The sequence below is a fragment of the Planotetraspora silvatica genome (assembly GCF_016863315.1).
GTDB lineage: Bacteria > Actinomycetota > Actinomycetes > Streptosporangiales > Streptosporangiaceae > Planotetraspora > Planotetraspora silvatica.
On record NZ_BOOQ01000019.1, the window covers coordinates 56,940 to 76,274 of the forward strand.

Annotated in this window: 16 protein-coding genes; 9 read left to right on the forward strand and 7 right to left on the reverse strand. The window is 71.0% G+C overall.

Going from position 1 to position 19,335, the window contains the following annotated elements; all coding sequences use genetic code 11:
- Nucleotides 1–46 precede the first annotated feature (46 nt).
- From Psi02_RS14915 to Psi02_RS14925, 3 genes are all read right to left on the reverse strand, one after another.
- On the reverse strand, nt 47–1,054 hold the full coding sequence (locus tag Psi02_RS14915; RefSeq protein ID WP_203974510.1) for a glycosyltransferase family 4 protein: 1,008 nt from the start codon (nt 1,052–1,054) through the stop codon (nt 47–49).
- A gap of 61 nt (nt 1,055–1,115) precedes the next feature.
- On the reverse strand, nt 1,116–1,952 hold the full coding sequence (locus Psi02_RS14920) for an undecaprenyl-diphosphate phosphatase (protein ID WP_203974511.1): 837 nt from the start codon (nt 1,950–1,952) through the stop codon (nt 1,116–1,118).
- The gene (locus tag Psi02_RS14925) at nt 1,949–2,602 is read right to left on the reverse strand and encodes a DedA family protein (protein ID WP_239094898.1); all 654 of its coding nucleotides are present in this window, start codon (nt 2,600–2,602) and stop codon (nt 1,949–1,951) included. The genes Psi02_RS14920 and Psi02_RS14925 overlap by 4 nt, the downstream gene beginning before the upstream one ends.
- Nucleotides 2,603–2,729: 127 nt before the next feature.
- Here Psi02_RS14925 and Psi02_RS14930 point away from each other — a divergent pair, with 127 nt between their 5' ends.
- From Psi02_RS14930 to Psi02_RS14940, 3 genes are all read left to right on the forward strand, one after another.
- A complete protein-coding gene (locus Psi02_RS14930; protein WP_239094899.1) occupies nt 2,730–3,119 on the forward strand; it encodes a BlaI/MecI/CopY family transcriptional regulator in 390 nt (129 codons plus the stop codon).
- Nucleotides 3,120–3,129: 10 nt separating this feature from the next.
- Complete coding sequence (locus Psi02_RS14935; RefSeq protein ID WP_203974514.1) at nt 3,130–4,080, forward strand: M56 family metallopeptidase; 951 nt, start codon at nt 3,130–3,132, stop codon at nt 4,078–4,080.
- Nucleotides 4,081–4,474: 394 nt separating this feature from the next.
- Nucleotides 4,475–5,479, forward strand: a complete 1,005-nt coding sequence (locus Psi02_RS14940; protein WP_203974515.1) for a metallophosphoesterase — start codon at nt 4,475–4,477, stop codon at nt 5,477–5,479.
- Nucleotides 5,480–5,618: 139 nt separating this feature from the next.
- Here Psi02_RS14940 and Psi02_RS14945 read toward each other — a convergent pair whose 3' ends face one another.
- Both Psi02_RS14945 and Psi02_RS14950 read right to left on the reverse strand, forming a co-directional pair.
- Nucleotides 5,619–6,998, reverse strand: a complete 1,380-nt coding sequence (locus Psi02_RS14945; protein ID WP_203974517.1) for a sensor histidine kinase — start codon at nt 6,996–6,998, stop codon at nt 5,619–5,621.
- Nucleotides 6,999–7,001: 3 nt separating this feature from the next.
- Entirely contained in the window at nt 7,002–7,622 is a 621-nt protein-coding gene (locus tag Psi02_RS14950) for a response regulator (protein WP_203974519.1), read from the reverse strand.
- An 84-nt stretch (nt 7,623–7,706) separates the two neighbouring features.
- Between Psi02_RS14950 and Psi02_RS14955 the strand changes: the two genes are divergently transcribed.
- The 3 genes from Psi02_RS14955 to Psi02_RS14965 are packed head-to-tail and all read left to right on the forward strand — an operon-like array spanning nt 7,707 to nt 11,334.
- The gene (locus Psi02_RS14955) at nt 7,707–8,747 is read left to right on the forward strand and encodes an iron ABC transporter substrate-binding protein (protein WP_203974522.1); all 1,041 of its coding nucleotides are present in this window, start codon (nt 7,707–7,709) and stop codon (nt 8,745–8,747) included.
- Nucleotides 8,744–10,282 (forward strand): ABC transporter permease, encoded by a 1,539-nt coding sequence (locus tag Psi02_RS14960; protein WP_203974523.1) that lies wholly within the window; start codon nt 8,744–8,746, stop codon nt 10,280–10,282. Before Psi02_RS14955 ends, Psi02_RS14960 begins: the two co-directional genes overlap by 4 nt.
- On the forward strand, nt 10,279–11,334 hold the full coding sequence (locus tag Psi02_RS14965; RefSeq protein ID WP_203974524.1) for an ABC transporter ATP-binding protein: 1,056 nt from the start codon (nt 10,279–10,281) through the stop codon (nt 11,332–11,334). Before Psi02_RS14960 ends, Psi02_RS14965 begins: the two co-directional genes overlap by 4 nt.
- Before the next feature lie 2 nt (nt 11,335–11,336).
- Here the strand turns inward: Psi02_RS14965 and Psi02_RS14970 are convergent, their stop codons facing one another.
- A complete protein-coding gene (locus tag Psi02_RS14970) occupies nt 11,337–13,457 on the reverse strand; it encodes an alpha-galactosidase (protein ID WP_203974525.1) in 2,121 nt (706 codons plus the stop codon).
- A gap of 111 nt (nt 13,458–13,568) precedes the next feature.
- Between Psi02_RS14970 and Psi02_RS14975 the strand changes: the two genes are divergently transcribed.
- The 3 genes from Psi02_RS14975 to Psi02_RS14985 all read left to right on the forward strand — a co-directional run bounded on the left by Psi02_RS14975 (nt 13,569) and on the right by Psi02_RS14985 (nt 18,268).
- Nucleotides 13,569–14,735, forward strand: a complete 1,167-nt coding sequence (locus Psi02_RS14975; protein WP_203974526.1) for an ROK family protein — start codon at nt 13,569–13,571, stop codon at nt 14,733–14,735.
- 111 nt (nt 14,736–14,846) lie between these two features.
- Entirely contained in the window at nt 14,847–17,300 is a 2,454-nt protein-coding gene (locus tag Psi02_RS14980) for a glycosyl hydrolase family 95 catalytic domain-containing protein (protein WP_203974527.1), read from the forward strand.
- Nucleotides 17,297–18,268 (forward strand): acetylxylan esterase, encoded by a 972-nt coding sequence (locus Psi02_RS14985; protein WP_203974528.1) that lies wholly within the window; start codon nt 17,297–17,299, stop codon nt 18,266–18,268. The genes Psi02_RS14980 and Psi02_RS14985 overlap by 4 nt, the downstream gene beginning before the upstream one ends.
- A 53-nt stretch (nt 18,269–18,321) precedes the next feature.
- Here Psi02_RS14985 and Psi02_RS14990 read toward each other — a convergent pair whose 3' ends face one another.
- Entirely contained in the window at nt 18,322–19,167 is an 846-nt protein-coding gene (locus Psi02_RS14990) for a GNAT family N-acetyltransferase (RefSeq protein WP_203974529.1), read from the reverse strand.
- Between the last annotated feature and the right edge of the window lie 168 nt (nt 19,168–19,335).

Consider the following 19,335-nt stretch of genomic DNA (forward strand, 5'->3'; position numbering starts at 1 on the left):
GTGTGGACGGCGCGATCGCCGTGCGATTCCCGACAGTAGCAGGGCGTTACGCGCTACCCATAAGGCCGCCGTACACACCCAGGTAGTCCGTGACCATCCGGTCGACGCCGAACCTGCCCTCGGCCCGGGCCCGGCAACCCGCCCGGTCAACCGAGGCCACCCGGGAGACCGCCTCGACGGCCTCCTCGACGGTGTCGACCAGGAATCCGGTGACGCCAGGCTCCACGACCTCGGGCATCGACCCCCGCCGGTAGGCGATGACGGGCGTGCCGCAGGCCATCGACTCGACCACGGAAAGCCCGAACGGCTCGGCGAAAGCGATGGGGTGCAGCAGCGCCAGCGCGCCGCCCAGGATCTCCGCGCGCCGCCGCGGCCCCACGGAGCCCAGGAAGACGACCTTCTCACCGTCGACGTGCGGCGCCACGTTCTCCTCGTAATACCGCTGGTCCTGGATGATGCCGCAGATGGTCAGCGGCAGCCCGGCCCGCCGTGCGATCTCGATCGCGGCGTCGGTGCCCTTGTCGGGATGGATCCGCCCGAACGCGACGAGCCCCCCGCCACCGTGCGGATCGAAGGGCAGCGCGGCGAGGTCGATGCCGTGGTAGACGGTCGCGACGTAGTCCAACTCGGGGGCGCGGTCGGCGTCGGAGATCGACACGTAGGCCGATCCGGCCCGGGCGTAGGCGGGCAGGATCCCCGCTCCGGAGAACCCGTGCACGGTGGTGAGCATCGGTGCCCGGCAGTGCTCGGCGAAGGCCAGCGGCAGCCAGTCCAGGTGGCTGTGCACGAGGTCGAACCCGCCGGAGCGGCCCAGCGCGTACGAGACGTGCATGGCCTCCCAGATCCGCCCGTCCATGGAGGCGTCCTCGGCGTAGCCGTGCGGGGCGATCCCGTCCAGAGTGGCCGAGGTGATCGAGTCGAGGGTGGCGAAGAGCGTCACGTCGACGCCCCGGGCGGTGAGGCCTTCGGCGAGCAGGCTGGTCACCAGCTCCCACGGCCCATAGTGGCGAGGCGGGGTGCGCCAGGCGATCGGGCCCAGCAGGGCCACTCTCATCGCGGGTCGTTCGGAAGGGTCATCGCCCGACCTTACGCTCCTCGCGGCCCCGGCCCGGCCGTCAGGCGCCGATGACCCCGGTGCCGAGCAGGCCGAACAGTGCCACGCCGATGATGATCCGGTAGAGCACGAAGGCGTTGAAGGAGTGCTTGGCCACGAACCTCAGCAGCCAGGCGATCGAGGCGTACGCGACGACGAACGACGCGACCGTGCCGACGGCCAGCGGCGCGGCGCCCACTCCGGCGCCGAGCGCGTCCTTCAACTCGTACAGGCCGGCGCCCGTGAGTGCGGGAATGCCCAGGAAGAAGGAGAGCCGGGTGGCGGCGACCCGGTCCAGGTCCCTGATGAGCGCGGTGGAAATCGTCGCACCGGAGCGGGAGAAGCCGGGAAAGAGCAGGGCGAGGATCTGCGAGCAGCCGACGATCATGGCGTCGGCGAAGGTGACGTCACCCTCCCCGCGCTTGTGGCGGCCCATCCGGTCGGCCGCCCACATGAAGCCGCTGCCGATGATGAGCGATCCGCCGACCACCCACAACGAGGCCAGCGGGCCCTCGATCAGGGGCTTGGCGAGCAGCCCCACGGCGACGATCGGGATGGTGGCGTAGATGACCCACCAGGCGAACCTGTAGTCGTGGTTCCGCCGCTCGGCCGGGTGGGTGAGACCGCGCACCCAGGCGGAGGCGAAGCGCGCGATGTCCTTGAAGAAGTACAGCAGGACCGCGGCGATCGCGCCCACCTGGATGACCGCGGTGAAGCCGACGACCGCGTCGTCGGTGACGGGGATCTTCATCAGCCCCTCAACGATCTTGAGGTGCCCAGTGGAGGAGACCGGGAGGAACTCGGTGAGCCCCTCCACCACTCCGAGCACGGCGGCTTGGCCGACACTGATGACGCTCATGGGATCCGTTTCTGCTGGGTCTGTGTGGTGGTCGAGCCGCGGCGGGCCCGTAGGAGTTCCAGGCCGAGCGGCAGCAGGGAGACCAGGACGATGATGCCCACCAGGGGGAGCAGGTAGCGGTCGACGTTCGGAACAGCGGAGCCCAGCCCGTAACCGGCGAGCACCAGGCCAACCGTCCACACGAGCCCGCCCGCGGTCTGCCAGATCGTGAAGGTGCGCGCGGGCACCTCCAGCATCCCGGCCAGCGGGTTGAGCACGGTGCGGACGACGGGGATGAAGCGCGCGAGCACGATGGCCCTGCCGTGACCGTAACGGGCGAGCAGTTCCTCGGCCCGCGCGGCGCCGGCGTGCAGGCGCGCGCTGCGCGTGCGGTCCAGCAGCGCCCGGCCGGCGCGGCGCCCGAGGACGTAGCCGACCTGCGCGCCGAGCAGCGCGCCCGCCGCAGCTGCCACCAGCACCAGGGGAAGCGACAGGCGTATCCCGGCGGACTGGGTGGCGCACAGCAACCCGGCGGTGAACAGCAGCGAGTCACCCGGTAGGAAGAAGCCGATGAGCAGGCCGGTCTCGGCGAACAACACAATGAAGACACCGAGAACACCGAGAGAGGTCAGCAGCGACGTGGCGTCGAGGGGATTGAGCGCCAGAGGCACCGGGGGATCCTTTCCCGCCTGCGCTGTCTCCAGGCTCGGACGCATGGCACACTCGAGAGGTAGCAGCTTTTACAGGACTGTAGAAGTTCTACACGACTGTAGGAGATGGACGGAGGTACAGCAAGTCGTGGTCGCGAACAGTCATGAACCGAGCCGGCGCCGGGCGAACGGAGAACGCGAAGCCGAGATCCTGGCGGTGCTGCAGGAGGTGGGCACTCCCCTGACCCCCGGCGAAGTCGTCGAGCACCTCCATGACGAGCTGACCTACAGCACGGTGGTGACGATCCTCACTCGCCTGCACACCAAGCAGTTGCTCACCCGCACCCCACGGGGCCGCGCCTACGCCTACTCCCCCGTCGCCGACGAACCCGGGCTGGCGGCCCGCCGCATGCGCGGGGTCCTGGACGAACGACCCGACCGAGAGGCGGTCCTGACCCGTTTCGTCGACGGCCTGTCCAGCGCGGACGAGGAACTGCTGCGCCACTTGCTCGGACCCGAGCAGGATCTGGACCGGTAAGGCCCGCCGCATGCACGTCGCCGTCTATCTCCCGCTCCTGCTGTCCCTGCTGGCCGCTCCCGGCGCTCGGATCCTGGCCGAACGCTGCGAGCCACGGCTGGCCACCTGGCTGCTCACCACCTCGGCTGTCGTGCTGGCCGCGGCGAGTACCGCCTCCCTGGCCCTGCTGGCAGCGACCGGGCTCATCCGCATTCCGCCCCTGGCCACGATCGGCCACTGGTCCCTGCAGGTCGCCCAGCGCGACGACCCCGCCGAACTGTCGGTCGCCGTCGTCGCCGGAGTGCTGCTCGCCGCCGCCGCGTTCGCCGCCGCCCACATGATGTGGCGCCGCATACGGTCACTGGCCAGAGCGGCGCTGGACGCCGCCTGCGTACCCGCACCTGACGGCCTCATGATCCTCGACGACCCGGCCCCCGACGCCTTCGCCCTCCCGGGACTGCCCGGCCGCGTCGTCGTGTCCACCGGCATGCTCCGCGTCTTGGACGAGAGCGAGCAGCGCATCCTGCTGGCGCACGAGCGCGCCCACCTGGACAACCACCACTACCTCTTCGTCGCCCTCGCACAGTTCGGCGCCGCGGCCAACCCCCTGCTGCGTCCCCTGGCGCATGCCGCCACGTACACCGTCGAGCGCTGGGCCGACGAGCGCGCCGCCGCCATCACCACCGGCGACCGCGACCGGGTCGCCCGCACCGTCGGCAAGGCCGCCCTGGCCGTCCGTCGCACCCCGGTCCGCTCCCCGGTCCGCTCCCCGGTCCTCGGCATGATCGGCGTGACCGGACGCCGTTCGCCCCTCAGCGGCGCAGGCCCGGTCCCCCGTCGCGTCGCCGCCCTGCTCGCACCGCCGACCGGCCGCCGAATCGGGCCGGCACTCATCACCACGGCAGTGCTCCTCGCCGCCATCGTGTCCACCGGCGAGGCCGCGCTCGATCTCCACTCCCTCCTGGAGCTCGCCGGCGCCTGAAAGCGGAAAGGTCTGCGAATGCGCGCCGCCCCGGGAGTCCCGAGGGGCGGCAGGCCAGGCGGGGCTACGACTCAGTCGTCGTCATCGTCCTCCGCTGCGGCGGCCTGATCGTTGGGCACCGCTCCCCAGAGCGTGTACCGCGGGGCCGGCATGATTGACTCCTCGCTCTTGACGATCTTCCAGATCGCCTGGTTGAACAGTTGTTCGTCGATCTGATCTTCCTTGGCCAGGTCCTGCTGAGCCGACGCGTAGAGGCCCCAAAAGGATGAAGATCACTAACCGATGCACAGAGGTTCGTCGGCGGTTCACCAGAAACACCCCCGTCCGTCGCCGGTCTGCCACGCGAACGGGCTGGGATCCACGAGTTTGATCGTGCGATGCCTGGAGGACCGGAATGCGCAGAACATTGGCTGCCGCGGCTGTCGGAGCCGTGGTGCTGCTTGGCGGAACACTCACCGCCAACGCCAGCGACGGCTCGAAGCGGAACGACGACCATGGCGGGTCCAGCCGAACCTACGAGATCGCGCTCATCGGTGACATGCCGTACGGGGACATCGGCCGAGCCCAGTTCCCTCGGGTGATCGACGAGATCAACGCCGACCACGGCATCGCGTTCACCGTGTTCGACGGCGACATCAAGAACGGCAGCGAGCGCTGCGACCAGCCGCCGTACGACCTGGCTGTGAAGAACTTCGCCTCGTTCCGCCGGCCGCTCGTCTACGTCCCCGGCGACAACGAGTGGACCGACTGCGACCGGGCCAGCAACGGCGGCTACGACGCGAACGAGCGGCTCGCCCTCGTCCGCAAGATGTTCGCCGCGAAGCCGTACTCGCTGGGCCGGCAGACGCTCAAGCTGGACCGCCAGTCCTCCGCCTTCCCCGAGAACGTGCGGTGGCAGTACGGCGCGGTGACCTATCTGGGCCTGAACATTCCGGGCAGCGACAACAACGCTCCGCAGTTCGACGCGACCGGCAAGCAGGTCGACGGCGACCAGACCGAGTACACCGTGCGCAACGCGGCCAACCTGGACTGGCTGGACAAGGGCTTCGCCGCGGCCAAGGCCGCCCACTCGAAGGCGATCGTCATCGTTCTGCAGGCCGACATGTGGACCACCGAGCCGACCGCCCACTTCGCGGACACCAAGCGGAAGCTGGCCCAGCTGTCCATCGCCTTCCCGGGTCAGATCCTGCTGGTCAACGGCGACAGCCACGTCCTGAAGATCGACAAGCCGCTCACCGATGCGAACGACCAGGCGATCCAGAACGTCACCCGGGTGCAGACCTTCGGCAGTGCCCAGAACCACTGGGTGAGCGCGGAGATCGACCCGCGGGACCCGGACGTGTTCACCTTCCACCAGCACATCGTGAAGGCGAATCTCCCCACCTACGTCAGCCCCTGACGCATCGCCGAAACGCCCGTCGCGGGGCCGCACGTGCGGTCCCGCGACATATCCCGATGAACGACTCGGCTCAGTCTGCCCTCCGGGGGACGCCGTTCGGCTTCAAGGGGTCACCCGGGCGCGGTCTGCGTCCGGGCGCTCAGTCGGACGGACTCCGGAGGGCCGGGTCCCGCACGGACACGGTCACGGCCGTACCCGCACCCGGCTCGCTGATCACGACGAACCGCCCACCCTCGTCTTCGATCAACCGCCGGACCAGTCGCAGCCCGATGTGGCCCGGGCGGCGGATTCGGCTCGGGTCGAACCCGACGCCGTCGTCGGTGACGGTGAGCTCGACCGCCGCCCCCGGACCCGTGCCGACGGCGGCGACGCGGATGCGCACCGTCCGGGCCTGGGCGTGCCGAAACGCGTTGCGGAGCAACTCGCCTGCCACCCGGTGCAGGATGACGGCCGGCTGCTCACCCAGGTGTCCGATGCCGGAGACGTCGATGTCGACGGCCGGCGCCGGCCCGGTGGTCTCGCCTTGCCGGATCCGTGCGGCGAGGTCGGACAGCGCGCCCGCGAAGTCCCGGCCCACGGGTTCGTCCGGCAACAACTCCGTCAGCAACGTGCGCAACTCACGAACCTCGCCCGCGAGCAGGTTCTGCGCGCGGTCGAGCAGGTCGCGGCGCCGGGACCAGCCGTGATCGGAGGTGCTCCCGCTCTGACGGTCCGCGGCCGACCGGACCCCCTGCAGGAGGAGGCCGACCCCCGCGAGGTTCGGGATGACCCCGTCGTGCAGGCGCCGTGCCACATCTCTCCTGGCGAGCTCGGCGGCGGCCAGGCCGTACTCGCGGGACGCGCGCTGCTCCGCGCGGTCGCGCTCCATCCGGCGTGCCAGCGTCACCGACAGCGGGACGGTGGCCGCGGTGAGCAGCACCAGGCCGATCAGGACCGTCGGCAACAGGACGAGGACCGCGTGCCTCGTGGTGCCGGGCACGTCCACCGGCAGGTAGAGCTCGAGCCGCATGTCGTTGTCGCCGGCGTCGCGGAAGCCGAGGAAGACCTCCAGCCTGCTGCCCGCGAGGCCGGTCTCATAGCGGTGTTCCGCGTCGACCGGCACCGGACGGACGAGCACCTCGCCGGGGTCCAGGCTCGTGGCGAGCTGGGAGTCCTGGCGGCCCGACAGGCCCTCGACGCGAGGCTCGTCGGAGAACACCACCGTGGCCAGATCGCCGTCGACCCGGAAGACCTTGATCCGCTGCACCGTCCCGGACTCGAGGAACGGGGAGACGTGGTCGCGCAGATGTCCCCGGCCGACGCCGTCCAGCCGCACGAAGTTCTGCTCGGTCATCGGCACGAGCACGGTCGCGGCGACCTGGCGGGCCACGCTCTCCACGCGCCGGCGTGCGTCATCTTCGGCGAACCGCCACCCGCCCAGCGTGACGAGTGCGGAGATCACGACGGCGACCACGCTGGCGAGGAGCATGTGCCGGGCGAGCGTGTGCCAGATGACATGGCGCCCTGCTGGCAAGGTCACAGGTCAGTATCCCGAGCCGATGGTGATGAGGCCGAGCCGGTCGGCGGACACCACCGCATCGAGCTGTGTGTGCACGCCGAGCTTCGCCATGAGCCCCTTGATGTGGTCACGCGTCGTGTGCAGCGAGATCCCCAGATCGGCCGCGATACGACCGGCGTCGTGCCCCTGACCGAGTTCGCGCAGCACGTCGTACTCGCGGTCGGTGAGGCGGATCCGGCCGGCCGCGCCCCCACGCTCCACGTCGACCATCGGGTGTGCCGCGTCCGCGGATCGGATCGCGGCGAGAATCCGGGCCAGCGGCGCGCCCTTGCCCAGGAACGCCACCGCACCGGCGGCGATCGCCCGTTCGGCCAGGCTCTCCCGCGAGTGCGCGGTGAGCACGACGATCCGCGCCTCGGGACGCAACCGCCGTAGTCCCGCGATGACGTCGAAACCCCGCGCATCGGGCAGTTGAAGGTCGACCACGGCGACGGCGAAGTCGATCGCCGCGGCCTTGGCCAGGCCGTCGCGAGCGGTGTGCGCCGCGGCGACGCAGCGCAGGTCAGGCTCGAAGTCGATGCTCAGCGCCAGGGACTCGGTGAAGACCCGATGATCGTCGAGCAGCAGGACAGGCAGGGGCGACATCTCCCCAATTTTAGGGAGGTCACCCTAACTAAGGGAAGGCTAACCTTCCCATGTCACATCGAGATCAGCTGAAAAGGAGTCCGCGTGCGCACCCGACACACCCTCGTCGCGCTTGCCGTCACGGCCGCGATCGGCCTCACGGCCTGCGGCACCAACGAGGCACCCGCCGGCACGGCGAGCGGCGCCGGCGCCGCGAAGGCGGCTCTGGTGCTGTACAACGCGCAGCACGAGGAGGTCGGCCAGGCCTGGGCCGACGCCTTCACCGCGAAGACCGGCGTCAAGGTGGAGGTCCGCAACGGCAGCGACTTCGAGTTGGCCAACCAGATCGTCGCCGAGGGCGCGGCCTCCCCCGCCGACGTGTTCATCACCGAGAACTCGCCCGCGATGGCGCTGGTGTCGAGCAAGGATCTGTTCGCGCCCGTCGACGCGGCGACCAAGGTGCAGGTCCCGGCGCAGTACTCCTCCAGCAAGGGCGACTGGGTCGGCGTCGCCGCGCGTTCGACGGTGTTCGTCTACAACAGCTCTCAACTGACGGACGCGCAACTCCCGCAGTCGATCATGGACCTGGCGAAGCCGGAGTGGAAGGGACGGTTCGGCATCTCCCCCAGCGGCGCCGACTTCCAGGCGATCGTCAGTGCCGTCTACGCCGTCCAGGGCGACGCCGCCGCGGCCGCCTGGCTCCAGGGCGTCAAGGACAACGCCAAGATCTACCGCGGCAACGGCACCATCCTGAAGGCGGCCAATGCGGGCGAGGTTCCCGGCGGGGTCATCTACCACTACTACTGGTACGGTGACCAGGCGGACGGCGGCGCCGGCAGTTCGAACACCAAGCTCAAGTTCTTCGGCGGCAAGGACGCCGGCGCGTTCCTGAGCGTGTCCGGCGGCGGGGTCCTGAAGTCGAGCAGGCACCCCGCCGAGGCTCAGTCGTTCCTCGCCTACATGAGCGGCGCCGAGGGCCAGAAGTTGCTGGCCGACGGCGACGCCCTGGAATACACGGTCGGCAACGGAGTCGCGGCCAACCCGAAGCTGAAGCCGCTGGCGGAGTTGGACGCCCCTCCCGTCGATCTCAACACCCTCAACGGCCCGAAGATCGTCGAGGAGATGCAGCGGGTCGGCCTGCTGTGAACCGAAGCCTCATGGCGGGTGCCCGGCTGCGGTACCCGCCGCTTCGCCTCGTCCCGGCCCTCGCCGTGGCGGGGCTCACACTCCTGCCCGCCGCCTACGTGCTCGCCAGTGTGCTCGCCGGCGGCGACACCGCCCGTCTCCTGTGGCGGCCCCGAGTCGGCGAACTGCTCACGAACACCGTCCTGCTCGTCCTGCTCGGCACGTCGGCGTGCGTGACCGTCGGGACCCTCGCCGCGTGGGTGGTCGAACGGACCACCCTGCGCGGACGCCCGCTGTGGACCGCGCTGATGGTCGCACCGCTCGCGGTCCCGGCGTTCGTGAACAGCTTCGGCTGGTACTCGCTGTCCCCGTCGTTCGCGGGTCTGGGCGCCGCGGTCCTCGTCACCACCCTGTCCTACTATCCGCTCGTCTACCTGCCGGTCGCCGCCATGTTGCGCGGCGTCGACCAGGCGCTCGAAGAGCAGTCGCGGATTCTCGGCAACGGCACGTGGCGGACCTTCGGCCGGATCGTCCTTCCGCAGTTGCGGCCCGCGATGTCCGGCGGCGCGCTGCTCGTGGCGTTGCACCTGCTGGCCGAATTCGGCGCCCTGCAGGCATTGCGCTTCGACACGTTCACCACCGCGATCTACGACCAGTACCAGTCCACCTTCAACGGAGCCGCCGCCACCACGCTCGCGGGCGTGCTGATCCTGCTGTGCCTGGTGACGCTCGGCTGCGACCTCGGGCTGACCGGCCGCGCCCGCCTCGCCCGAGTCGGTCGCGGCGCGGCGCGGCCGGCCATCACGCACCGGCTGGGTCACGCCACGCCGGCGGCGTTCGCCGGGCTGGTCCTGCTTGCCGCCGCGGCGTTGGGCGTTCCGCTGGGATGCATCGCGTTCTGGCTCCTCACCAGCACCTCGACCGCGTTCCCCGCCGGGGAGCTGTGGCAGACGACGAGCACCTCGATCATCTTGGCCCTGCTCGGCGCGGCGGTCACGATCACACTCGCGTTCCCGGTGGCCTGGTTGTCGATCCGGCGCCCAGGACGTCTGAGCCGGCTCGTCGAGCGAAGCACCTACCTGGGCAACTCGCTGCCCGGCATCGTCGTCGCGCTCGCACTGATCACCATCGCCGTACGGTACCTGCCGTCGCTCTACCAGAGCACGGCCATGCTGCTCACCGCGTACGCGGTGCTGTTCATGCCACGCGCCATGGTGAGCCTGCGGGCCGCGCTGAGGCAGACGCCGCCGGAATTCGACGACGTCGCCCGCTCCCTCGGGGTCAGGCCCGCCGCGGTCTTGCTGCGGGTCACCCTTCCTCTGATCGCCCGAGGCGTCGGGGCCGGCTCGGCGCTGGTGTTCCTCGCCGTCATCACCGAGCTGACCTCGACACTGCTGCTGGCGCCCATCGGCACCCGTACGCTCGCGACCCAGTTCTGGAGCGGCTCCACATCGATCAACTACGGGCAGGCCGCGCCGTACGCACTGTTGATGATCCTGGTCTCCGCGCCCGCGGCGTATCTGCTGACCCGTCGAAGCAGGATGGTGGAGTCATGACCGCCCCGGGCTTGAGTGTGGCGGGCCTGTCGAAGTCCTTCGGTGCGCTGACCGTTCTCAAAGAACTCGATCTGACGGTCCCCGCCGGGGAGCTGACGGCACTCATCGGGCGCTCCGGATCCGGCAAGTCGACCCTGTTGCGCCTCATCGCGGGATTCGACCGGCCCGGCACCGGAACCGTGACGGTCGCCGGCCGCACCCTCACGGCACCGGCGATCGACGTGCCGTCGCACCGGCGCCGCATCGGCTACGTGACGCAGGAGGGGAGCCTGTTCCCCCATCTCACCGTGGCCGAGAACGTCACGTTCGGGCTCCCGCGACGTACCCGGCACGACGATCGGGTCGTCGCGGAGCTGCTCGAACTCGTCGCGCTCGACCACCGGTACGCGCGCCGCCACCCCCACCAACTGTCCGGGGGCGAGCAGCAGCGCGTGGCACTCGCCCGCGCCCTCGCCACCCGGCCGGACCTCGTGCTCCTCGACGAACCGTTCTCCGCCCTCGACGCCGAACTCCGCGCGGACACCCGGCGTGCGGTCACGGCGGCGCTGGCGGCCACCCGCACCACCGCCGTGCTGGTGACCCACGACCAGAGTGAGGCGTTGTCACTCGCCGAACAGGTGGCCGTCCTCCGCGACGGCATGATCGTGCAGGTGGGCTCGCCTGTGGAGGTCTACCGCCGGCCCGTCGACCGCACGGTCGCCGCGTTCGTCGGCGAGCTGACCGCGATCCCGGCGTCGCTGAACGGTGACACCGCCGACACGGCGCTCGGCCGCATCTCCCTGCCGGAGCCCGCCCACGGCATCGGCGCCGTGCTCGTGCGTCCCGAGCAGATCGTGGTCACCGATCCGGCGCCCGGCCTCGCCCACGCCACAGCACTCGCGATCGACTTCCGCGGCCACGACGGCCTCGTGCGGCTGCGGGTGGACACCGAGTACGCGGACGCCGAGAGCGGGCTCACGGTGACCGCCCGCAGTGCCGGGCAGCTGCTGCCCGAGCCCGGGCAACGAGTGGGAGTGCGGCTCACCGGCACCGCGCTGGCCAGTACGCGATGACCTCACGGGATGAGCTCACCGGCTCCGGCCTGGTGCACCCTCCGCAGGCGGACGAGCGTGCTGGCGTGGTCGCCCCGCGGCAGGCAGAGGGGCAGGCCCGACTGCAGCAACACGGCGCCCGGGTACGTCGCCCCGGTGTCCAGGTCCCGGTACACCGCCTCCGGCCGTACGGCGGCCAGGCGCAGCGGCGCCGGCGCGTGGCCGAACGCACGGGTGGGGCACCAGGCGAGCACCACGTGGTCGTCGTCGCGGACGTACTCGACGCCGGTCAGCGTCCCGTCACCGGCCAGCCGGTGCTGCGTGCCGTGCTGGACGACCGGCCGGACGCGCTTGTACGCGGCGACCAGCTCGGCGCTCTCCTTCAACTCTTCCTCGGTCCACGTGGTGAGGTCGCCGCCGATGCCGGGGACGCCGGCCATGGCGACGTGGAACCGGAAGCGCAGCGGGGTCCGCCGGGCGGTGGCCGGGTTGGGGCTGTCGGTGACCCAGGCGCTCATGACCTGGGCCGGGTAGAGCTGGCTGAACCCGTGCTGGATGCCGATCCGGTCGACCGGGTCGGTGTTGTCCGACACCCACACCTGGTCGGTGCGGGCCAGGATGCCCAGGTCGGCCCGGCCGCCGCCGCCGGAGCACGCCTCGATGCGCAGGCCCGGGTGGTCGGCCCGGAGCCGGTCCATGATCCGGTAGACCGCCCGCGTCTGGTCGATCCACAGCCGTTCGGGATCGCCGTTGCCCGGCCATCCGGCCTCGGTGAACGGGCGGTTGGCGTCCCACTTGAGGAAGTCGACGTCGTGCTCGGCGACCAGCCGGTCCAGCCAGGCGTGGGTCCACTCGGCGGTGTCCTGCCGGGCGAGGTTGAGCACCAGTTGGTGGCGCATCTCGGTCCGGTCGCGGTTGGCCATGTGCAGGACCCAGTCCGGATGGGCCCGGTAGAGGTCGCTGTCGGGGTTGACCATCTCGGGCTCCACCCAGATCCCGAAGCGCATGCCGAGCCGGCGCACCTCCGCCGCGAGCGGGGCGAGCCCGGATGGGAAGCGGGCCGGGTTCGGCTCCCAGTCCCCGAGGCCGGCCCGTTCGCTGCTGCGGGCGCCGAACCAGCCGTCGTCCATGACGAACAGTTCGACGCCGAGGCTCGCGGCGCGGGCCGCCAAGGCCATCTGGCCGGCCTCGTCGACGTCGAACCCGGTCGCCTCCCAGGAGTTGTACAGCACGGGCCGGGTCTCGTCCGGGTGGGACAGCACGTGCCCGCGGACATGTCCGTGCCAGGCGCGGCTGGCCGCCCCGAACCCGTCCGGCGTGTAGAGGCCGGCGAAGACGGGGGTCTCCAGCGCCTCGCCGGGCGCCAGCGACCAGGTGAGGCCCTCGTGGCCGAACCCGCCCGTCCACGTGGTCCGGCCGACGGGGTCCCGGTGCAGGGTGATCCGCCAGCTTCCGCTCCAGGCGAGCGCGGTGCTCCAGACCTCGCCGTGGTCCTCGCCCGCGGTGCCGTCGTCGACGGCCAGCCAGGGGTTGGCGTGGTGGCTCGTCATGCCGCGCCGGCTGGTCAGGACCGTCTCGGCCACGGGGACGTCGGTCCGCCGGACCTGGAATTCGCTGTTCCAGCCGCCGACGAGGTGGCTCATCCGGTAGTGCGTCCGGTGCGGTGCCGCCCAGGCGGCGGAGTCGCAGCGCAGCACCGTGACCGGTGCCTGGTCGCCGCGGTTCTCGACGTTCGTCCACCGCTCGATCACGTCGCTGTCGCCGCGCACCCGGTAGTTCAGGGTCACGTGCAGCGGATAGTGCCGATCGCGCAGGTGGATGCGCAGGTGGCCGCCGTCGATGTCGTGGCCGTCGTAGCGCCACTGAACTCCGCGGGTGCCGTCGGCGAAACGCACGAGGAGGCTGGGCGGCCCGAAGCGGGCGCCGCCCTCCACCGCCAGCTCGTCCACGCCGGCCACCGCCTCGAAACTGCTCGCCGCCGGTGACACGCGCTCGGCCAGCGTGACCGCCTGGTCGAGCGTCAGCACGGCACCCCAGTGGACGTGCCGTACGCCGTCGTCCTCGGCGAGCCGGATGGCATACGCCGAGGTAGGGCCGCGCAACAGCCACAGGCGGTGGTCGGGGTGGAACAGCACGGAGTGCATCTGGTCCTCTAGATCGGGCGGGCAGGCCGGTGGGTGCCGCTGAGCGTAGGACTTGCTCGGCGCGCGAATCAATACTTGACGAAGGAAATTATTACGCCTACGTTTCGGGCCATGGCTACCGAGATCGGCGCAGGCGCTCTCACGGAGACCCCGGCGGCGACCGCCGTGTTCACGGCGGTACTCACCGAAGGACCCCTGAGCCGGGTCAGCCTCGCGCACCGGCTCGGGCTGTCCTCCGCCGCCGTCACCAAGGCCGCGCGGCCGCTCATCGAGATGGGCTACCTGCAGGAGTTGGCCGCGACCGAGCGGACGGGACCGGGCGCGGGACGGCCGGCGAGTCCGCTCGCGATCCAGGCGGACCGCGAGTTCTTCGTCGGCGTGAAGATCACCGGCGACGAGCTCATCGGCGTGGTCGTCGATCTCTGCGCGGATGTGCGGGTGTCGGCCCACCGGCCGCTGACCGACCCGGGCGTCGAGGCCGTCCTCACCGAGCTCGGCCGCCTCGTCGACGAACTGCTCGACGGCCCCGGCGGCTACCGGGCCCGCACCCGCCGGCTGGGACTCGCCGTCTCCGGCGACGTGGACCGCACCACCGGCCTGGTCCGCTACTCCCCGTTCCTCCAATGGCACAACGTGCCGCTGCGTGAGCGCGCGGCGGAGGTCACCGGGCTCACCGTCACGGTGGAGAACGACGTGAAGGCGCTGACCACGGCCGAACACTGGTTCGGCGAGGGCGTGGGCGCCGAGTCGTTCGCCCTCGTCACCGTCGGGACGGGCATCGGCTGCGGCCTGGTCGTCAACGGACGGCTGGTCTCCGGCTCGCACGGCGTGGCCGGGGAGATCGGCCACATCGGGGTCGACGACACCGGCCCCGCCTGCCACTGCGGCGGCCGCGGCTGCGTGGAGGCGATCGCCGGCACGCCCGCCATCGTGCGGCAGGCCAGGGAGTCCACCGGCCGCCCTGAGCTCACCATCGACGACGCGGTGCGCCTCGCCCGCGGCGGCGACGAGAAGATCGGCGCCATCTTCGCCCGCGGGGGCGACGCGATCGGGCTCGGCATCGCGGCGGTCGCCAACCTGGTCGGCCCGGCCAGGATCGTCGTCTCCGGCGAGGGGCTCGCCGCCTACGACCTGTTCGAAACACACATCCGCTCGGGCTTCGAGCGGCAGGCGTTCGGCGCCGCCGTCGAGTGCCCGCTGTCCATCCGCCCGCTGCCCTTCGAAGAGTGGGCCCGCGGGGCGGCCGCGGTGAGCATCCAGTCGCTCGTCGCCCCCTGATAGGTCGAGGTCCCGCTGAGCGTCCGGTAAGCAGCCCGTCAGAGGCCCGGGACGGCGTCACCGTTCCGGGCCCCCGCATCATCGACTCCATCGGATTCACAGGGGCGTCAAGTGGAAGAGGAACAGATGGCCGGCGACGATCTCGTGCTCGCCTGGCCGCGGCCGGCGTCGAGCTGGTTCGAGGCGGCGCCCGTCGGCAATGGACGGCTCGGCGCGATGGTGTTCGGCGGCGTCCGCCGAAGCCGGCTCCAGATCAACGACTCCACGGTCTGGTCGGGACGGCCGGAGGGCCCGGCCGACGCGCTCGCCCGGGTTCTCGACTCCGGGGCCGGCCCGGAACGGCTCGCCGAGGTACGGCAGGCCGTCCGCGACGAGGACCATCGGCGCGCCGAGAAGCTGCTCATGTCCTTCGAAGGCGACTACAGCCAGGAGTACCTGCCCTTCGTCGACCTGTGGACGACCCTGGAAGCCGGCGACTCACCCGGCGCTGAGGCCGCCTACCTGGGGCGCACGCTGAACCTCGACGACGGCGTGGTCAGCGAGACGCTCGCGGTCAGTGGACGCTCCGTACGCCGGCGGACCTGGGCGAGCCGGCCGGCGCGGGCCGTCTGCGTCGAGGTGACCGTCGAGGGCGGGACCGCGGACATGCGGCTTGAGGTGTCCTCCCCGCTGCGTGTGGTCCACGGGGCGGCCGACGTGTCCGGGCTCACGCTCGGCGTCGAGGTCCCCGTCGACGGGGCGCCGCTGCACGAGCCGGACGTCGCCGAGCCCCTCCGATACGCGGCCGCAGCGGACGGCGGATACGACCCGTTCGCCGCGTCGGCCGTCCGGATCGGCACCGACGGCGAGGTCTCCGCCTCCGACGGGGTCTGGTCGGTCCGCGGCATGACACGGGCGCTGATCGTCCTCACCAGCTCGACCAGTGCCGCCGACTACTGGGCGAACCGCGCTGACGTGGTCCGTTCCGCGTCCAGGGATGAGCATCTGGCCCGTGCCGTACGCGACGCCGAGGCCGCGGTCGCGGCGGGTGCCGCGGAGCTGCTGCGGGCGCACCGCCAGGACCTGCGCGCCCTGCTGAGTGCGGCCGGGCTCACGATCGGAACCAGGCGGACGGGGACGTTCGACGTCGAGAGGGAGATCCTCGGCGGCGCGGACGAGGGCCTGGTCGCCACGGTGATGTTCCAGCTGGGCAGATATCTGCTCGCGTCGGCGTCCCGCCCCGCCGCGGGGCCGCCGGCCAACCTGCAGGGCCTGTGGAACGCCGAACTGCGTCCCGCCTGGTCGTCGAACTACACCATCAACATCAACACCCAGATGAACTACTGGGGCGCGGAGAGCGCGGGTCTGCCCGAGTGCCACGAGCCGCTGTTCGACCTGATCGAACGGCTCTCGCAGACCGGAGGCCGGGTCAGCAGGGAGCTGTACGGCACAGGCGGCTGGGTCGCCCATCACAACACCGACATGTGGGGCTGGGCCCTTCCCGTGGGCATGGGACACGGGAACCCGTCGTGGGCGATCTGGATGATGGGCGGCGTCTGGCTGGCCCACCATCTCTGGGAGCACTTCGAATTCGGCCAGGACCTGGAGTTCCTTCGTGAGCGGGGCTGGCCCCTGCTTCGCGGCTGCGCCGAGTTCTGCCTGGACTGGCTGGTCGACGGCCCGGACGGTCTGCTGGACACCATCCCCTCCACCTCACCGGAGAACCTCTTCGTCTCGCACCGGTCGACCCCGGAATCGCTCTCGTACTCCACCGCCATGGACATGGCGCTGATCCGCGCCCTGTTCTCCGACTGCCTCGCGGCGGCTGAGGCCCTGGGCCTCGACGACCCGATCTCCGGCCGGATCCGTACAGCGATGCCGCGGTTGCGGGCTCCGCAGATCGCCCCCGACGGGCGGCTGCGGGAATGGGCCGAGGACCTTCCGGAACAGGACCCGCACCATCGCCACCTGTCGTTCCTGGCCGGTGTCTACCCTCTGGGCCAGATCGACCCCGTCGAGACGCCGGACCTCGCGGCGGCGGCCGTACGGTCGCTGGATGCCCGCGGTCCCGGCGCCATGGGATGGTCCTGGGCGTGGAAGATCGCGCTGCGCGCCCGGCTGGGTGACGCCCGGACGGCACGCGAGCTGTTCCTGGAGGCGACCCGCCCGTACAGCGACGACCCGTTGGTGAACGTCCCCGCCGACGGCTCACTCTGGGGCGGGCTGCTGCCCAATCTGTTCAGCACCCATCCCCCGTTCCAGATCGACGGCAACTACGGGATCACGGCGGCGCTGCTGGAGATGGTGGTGCAGAGCCACGGCGGGGTCATCCGGATCCTGCCCGCCGTACCGGCCGCCTGGGCGGACGGGTCCGCGTGGGGCGTCCGGTGCCGGGGCGGGTGGACCGTCGACCTCGAATGGCGGCGGGGCGAGCTCACCTCGCTGACGGTTCGCAACTCCCTCCCCGGAACCCGTACGGCACGCGTCGGCCATGGCGCGACGACGGCGGAACTGACCCTCGCCGGGGGCGAACAGGTCCGGCTCGGACCGTCGCTGGACATTCGTGAGAGGACACCACGCCCATGACCGCCGACGCGGACCAGGCCGATCTCTGGGCCTACCGCAGCGCCTACGAGACGCCCGCGGACTTCGACGCGTTCTGGCGCGACACCCTCGACTCAGCGGCGGTCCATCCTCTCGATCTGAGGCTGACCCCCGTCGGCACGAGACTGCTGACCGTCGACGTGTTCGACGTGACCTTCAACGGATTCGGCGGTCACCCGGTCAGGGGATGGTTGCGCGTCCCCCGGCATCGAAGCGGTCCGCTGCCGGCCGTCGTGCAGTTCCACGGCTACGCGAGCGGTCGCGGCCACCCCCTGGACGACCTGCTGTGGCCCAGCGCCGGCTACGCGCACCTGCTGATGGACACCCGGGGCCAGGGCGGCGCGTGGGCGGGCGGAGACACCCCTGACCCGGTCGGCTCGGGTGCGTCGTACCCGGGGTTCATGACCCGCGGCATCACCGCGAAGGAGACGTACTTCTACCGGCGCGTGTTCACCGACGCCGTCCGGGCGGTCGAGGCGGTGCGCGCCGTCGACCTGGTCGATCCTGCGCTGGTCTCGGTCGTCGGGGCGAGCCAGGGCGGCGGGATCGCGCTGGCCGCGGCGGGCCTGGTGCCGGATCTGCGCGCGGTTCATCTCCAGGCGCCGCTGCTGTGCGACATCCGGCGGGCGATCCGGTCGACCACCGATGGCCCATACGTCGAAATTTCGGGATATCTGGCCACACATCGCGGCGCGGTGGAGAACGTCTTCGAGACCCTGGCGTACTTCGACGGGATCGCCTTCGCGCAGCGTGCCACCGCGCCCGCGTGGTTCTCGACCGGGCTGATGGACCAGGTGTGCCCGCCGTCGACCGCCTTCGCGGCCTACCACGCCTACGCCGGGAGGAAGGAGATCCGGGCTTGGGAGTTCAACGGGCACGAGGCGGGCGGGTCCCTAGATCTGGAGATCGCCCTGGACGCGTTCCACTCGGCACTGTCCGCGGCGCCGTGAGAAGCGGCCTGAGAAGCGGCGTGAGAAGCGGCGCGGGGAGACGGCGCGCCCCGCTAACCCAGTTCGATGCTGGTGACGGCGAACATCCCGGGCAGGTCCACATCCGGCACCGGGCCGGTGTACATGCGGGCGGCTTCGAAGGCCGGCCGCAGTCCGAGTTCCTCCATCAACCGCACGGACGGCTTGTTGATGTCGGGGACGTCGATGGCGACGGGCGATCCCGGCACGGTGGCGGACAGCGCGTTCATCAGCGCGAGGGCGACGTCCGGGGAGGTGGCGTAGAGCGGGCCGATCCGCGAGGCGCCGCTTGCGGCCCGCATGACGGCGAAACCGTGCAGCCGGCCGTCGCGTACGGCCGCGAGAGCCGTACGGTCGGGCAGGTTGACCCACGAGGCGAGGAACGCGTCCCGGGGCGCGGGGAAGAACCGGCGGTCGTAGGCGGCGAGTTGGCCGAACGGGACCGTCCGGATGTCGATCAGCCTGATGTCGCCCGGCGCCTCGGCGCCCGACGGCACGCCTTCGTAGCGGATGTTGTTCCAAGCACGCCGGAAGCCTGACTTCTGGTAGTTGTCCTGTTGCTCGACCACCCCGTCGAGCCCGATGTTGCGGCCGGCGAGGTGCTCCATCCCCGCCCGCCAGACCTGGATTCCGTACCCCTGGCCGCGAACCCAGGGGCGGGTGATGTAGAAACCGATGAAGCCGAAGTCGGCTCCGTACCGGATGGCGGATATCGACGCGACGGCCTCGCCGTCGAGCCTCCCGAAGAAGAAGCCCCGCGGATCGGCGGAGAAGAAGGTCTGCCCGTCGGATCTCCCCGGGTTCCAGCCCTCGTCGTCGGCCCATTCGCCGAGCCGCTCGATGTCCTTCACACTCGCGGTGGAGATGCTGTAACTCGACATCGCCCATCCTTTCGAATAAGGATATTTCCGCCCTGCTCGCGTTCAGATCGTCAGGCAGGCGAGGATCGGCCGGCCGTGCCACCGGCGCTCACCGCGGACGTCCGCGGCGCCCTTTCTGACACGCTATGCCGGAATCCGATCGGCTACCTGGTCGCGCCACTCCCATGC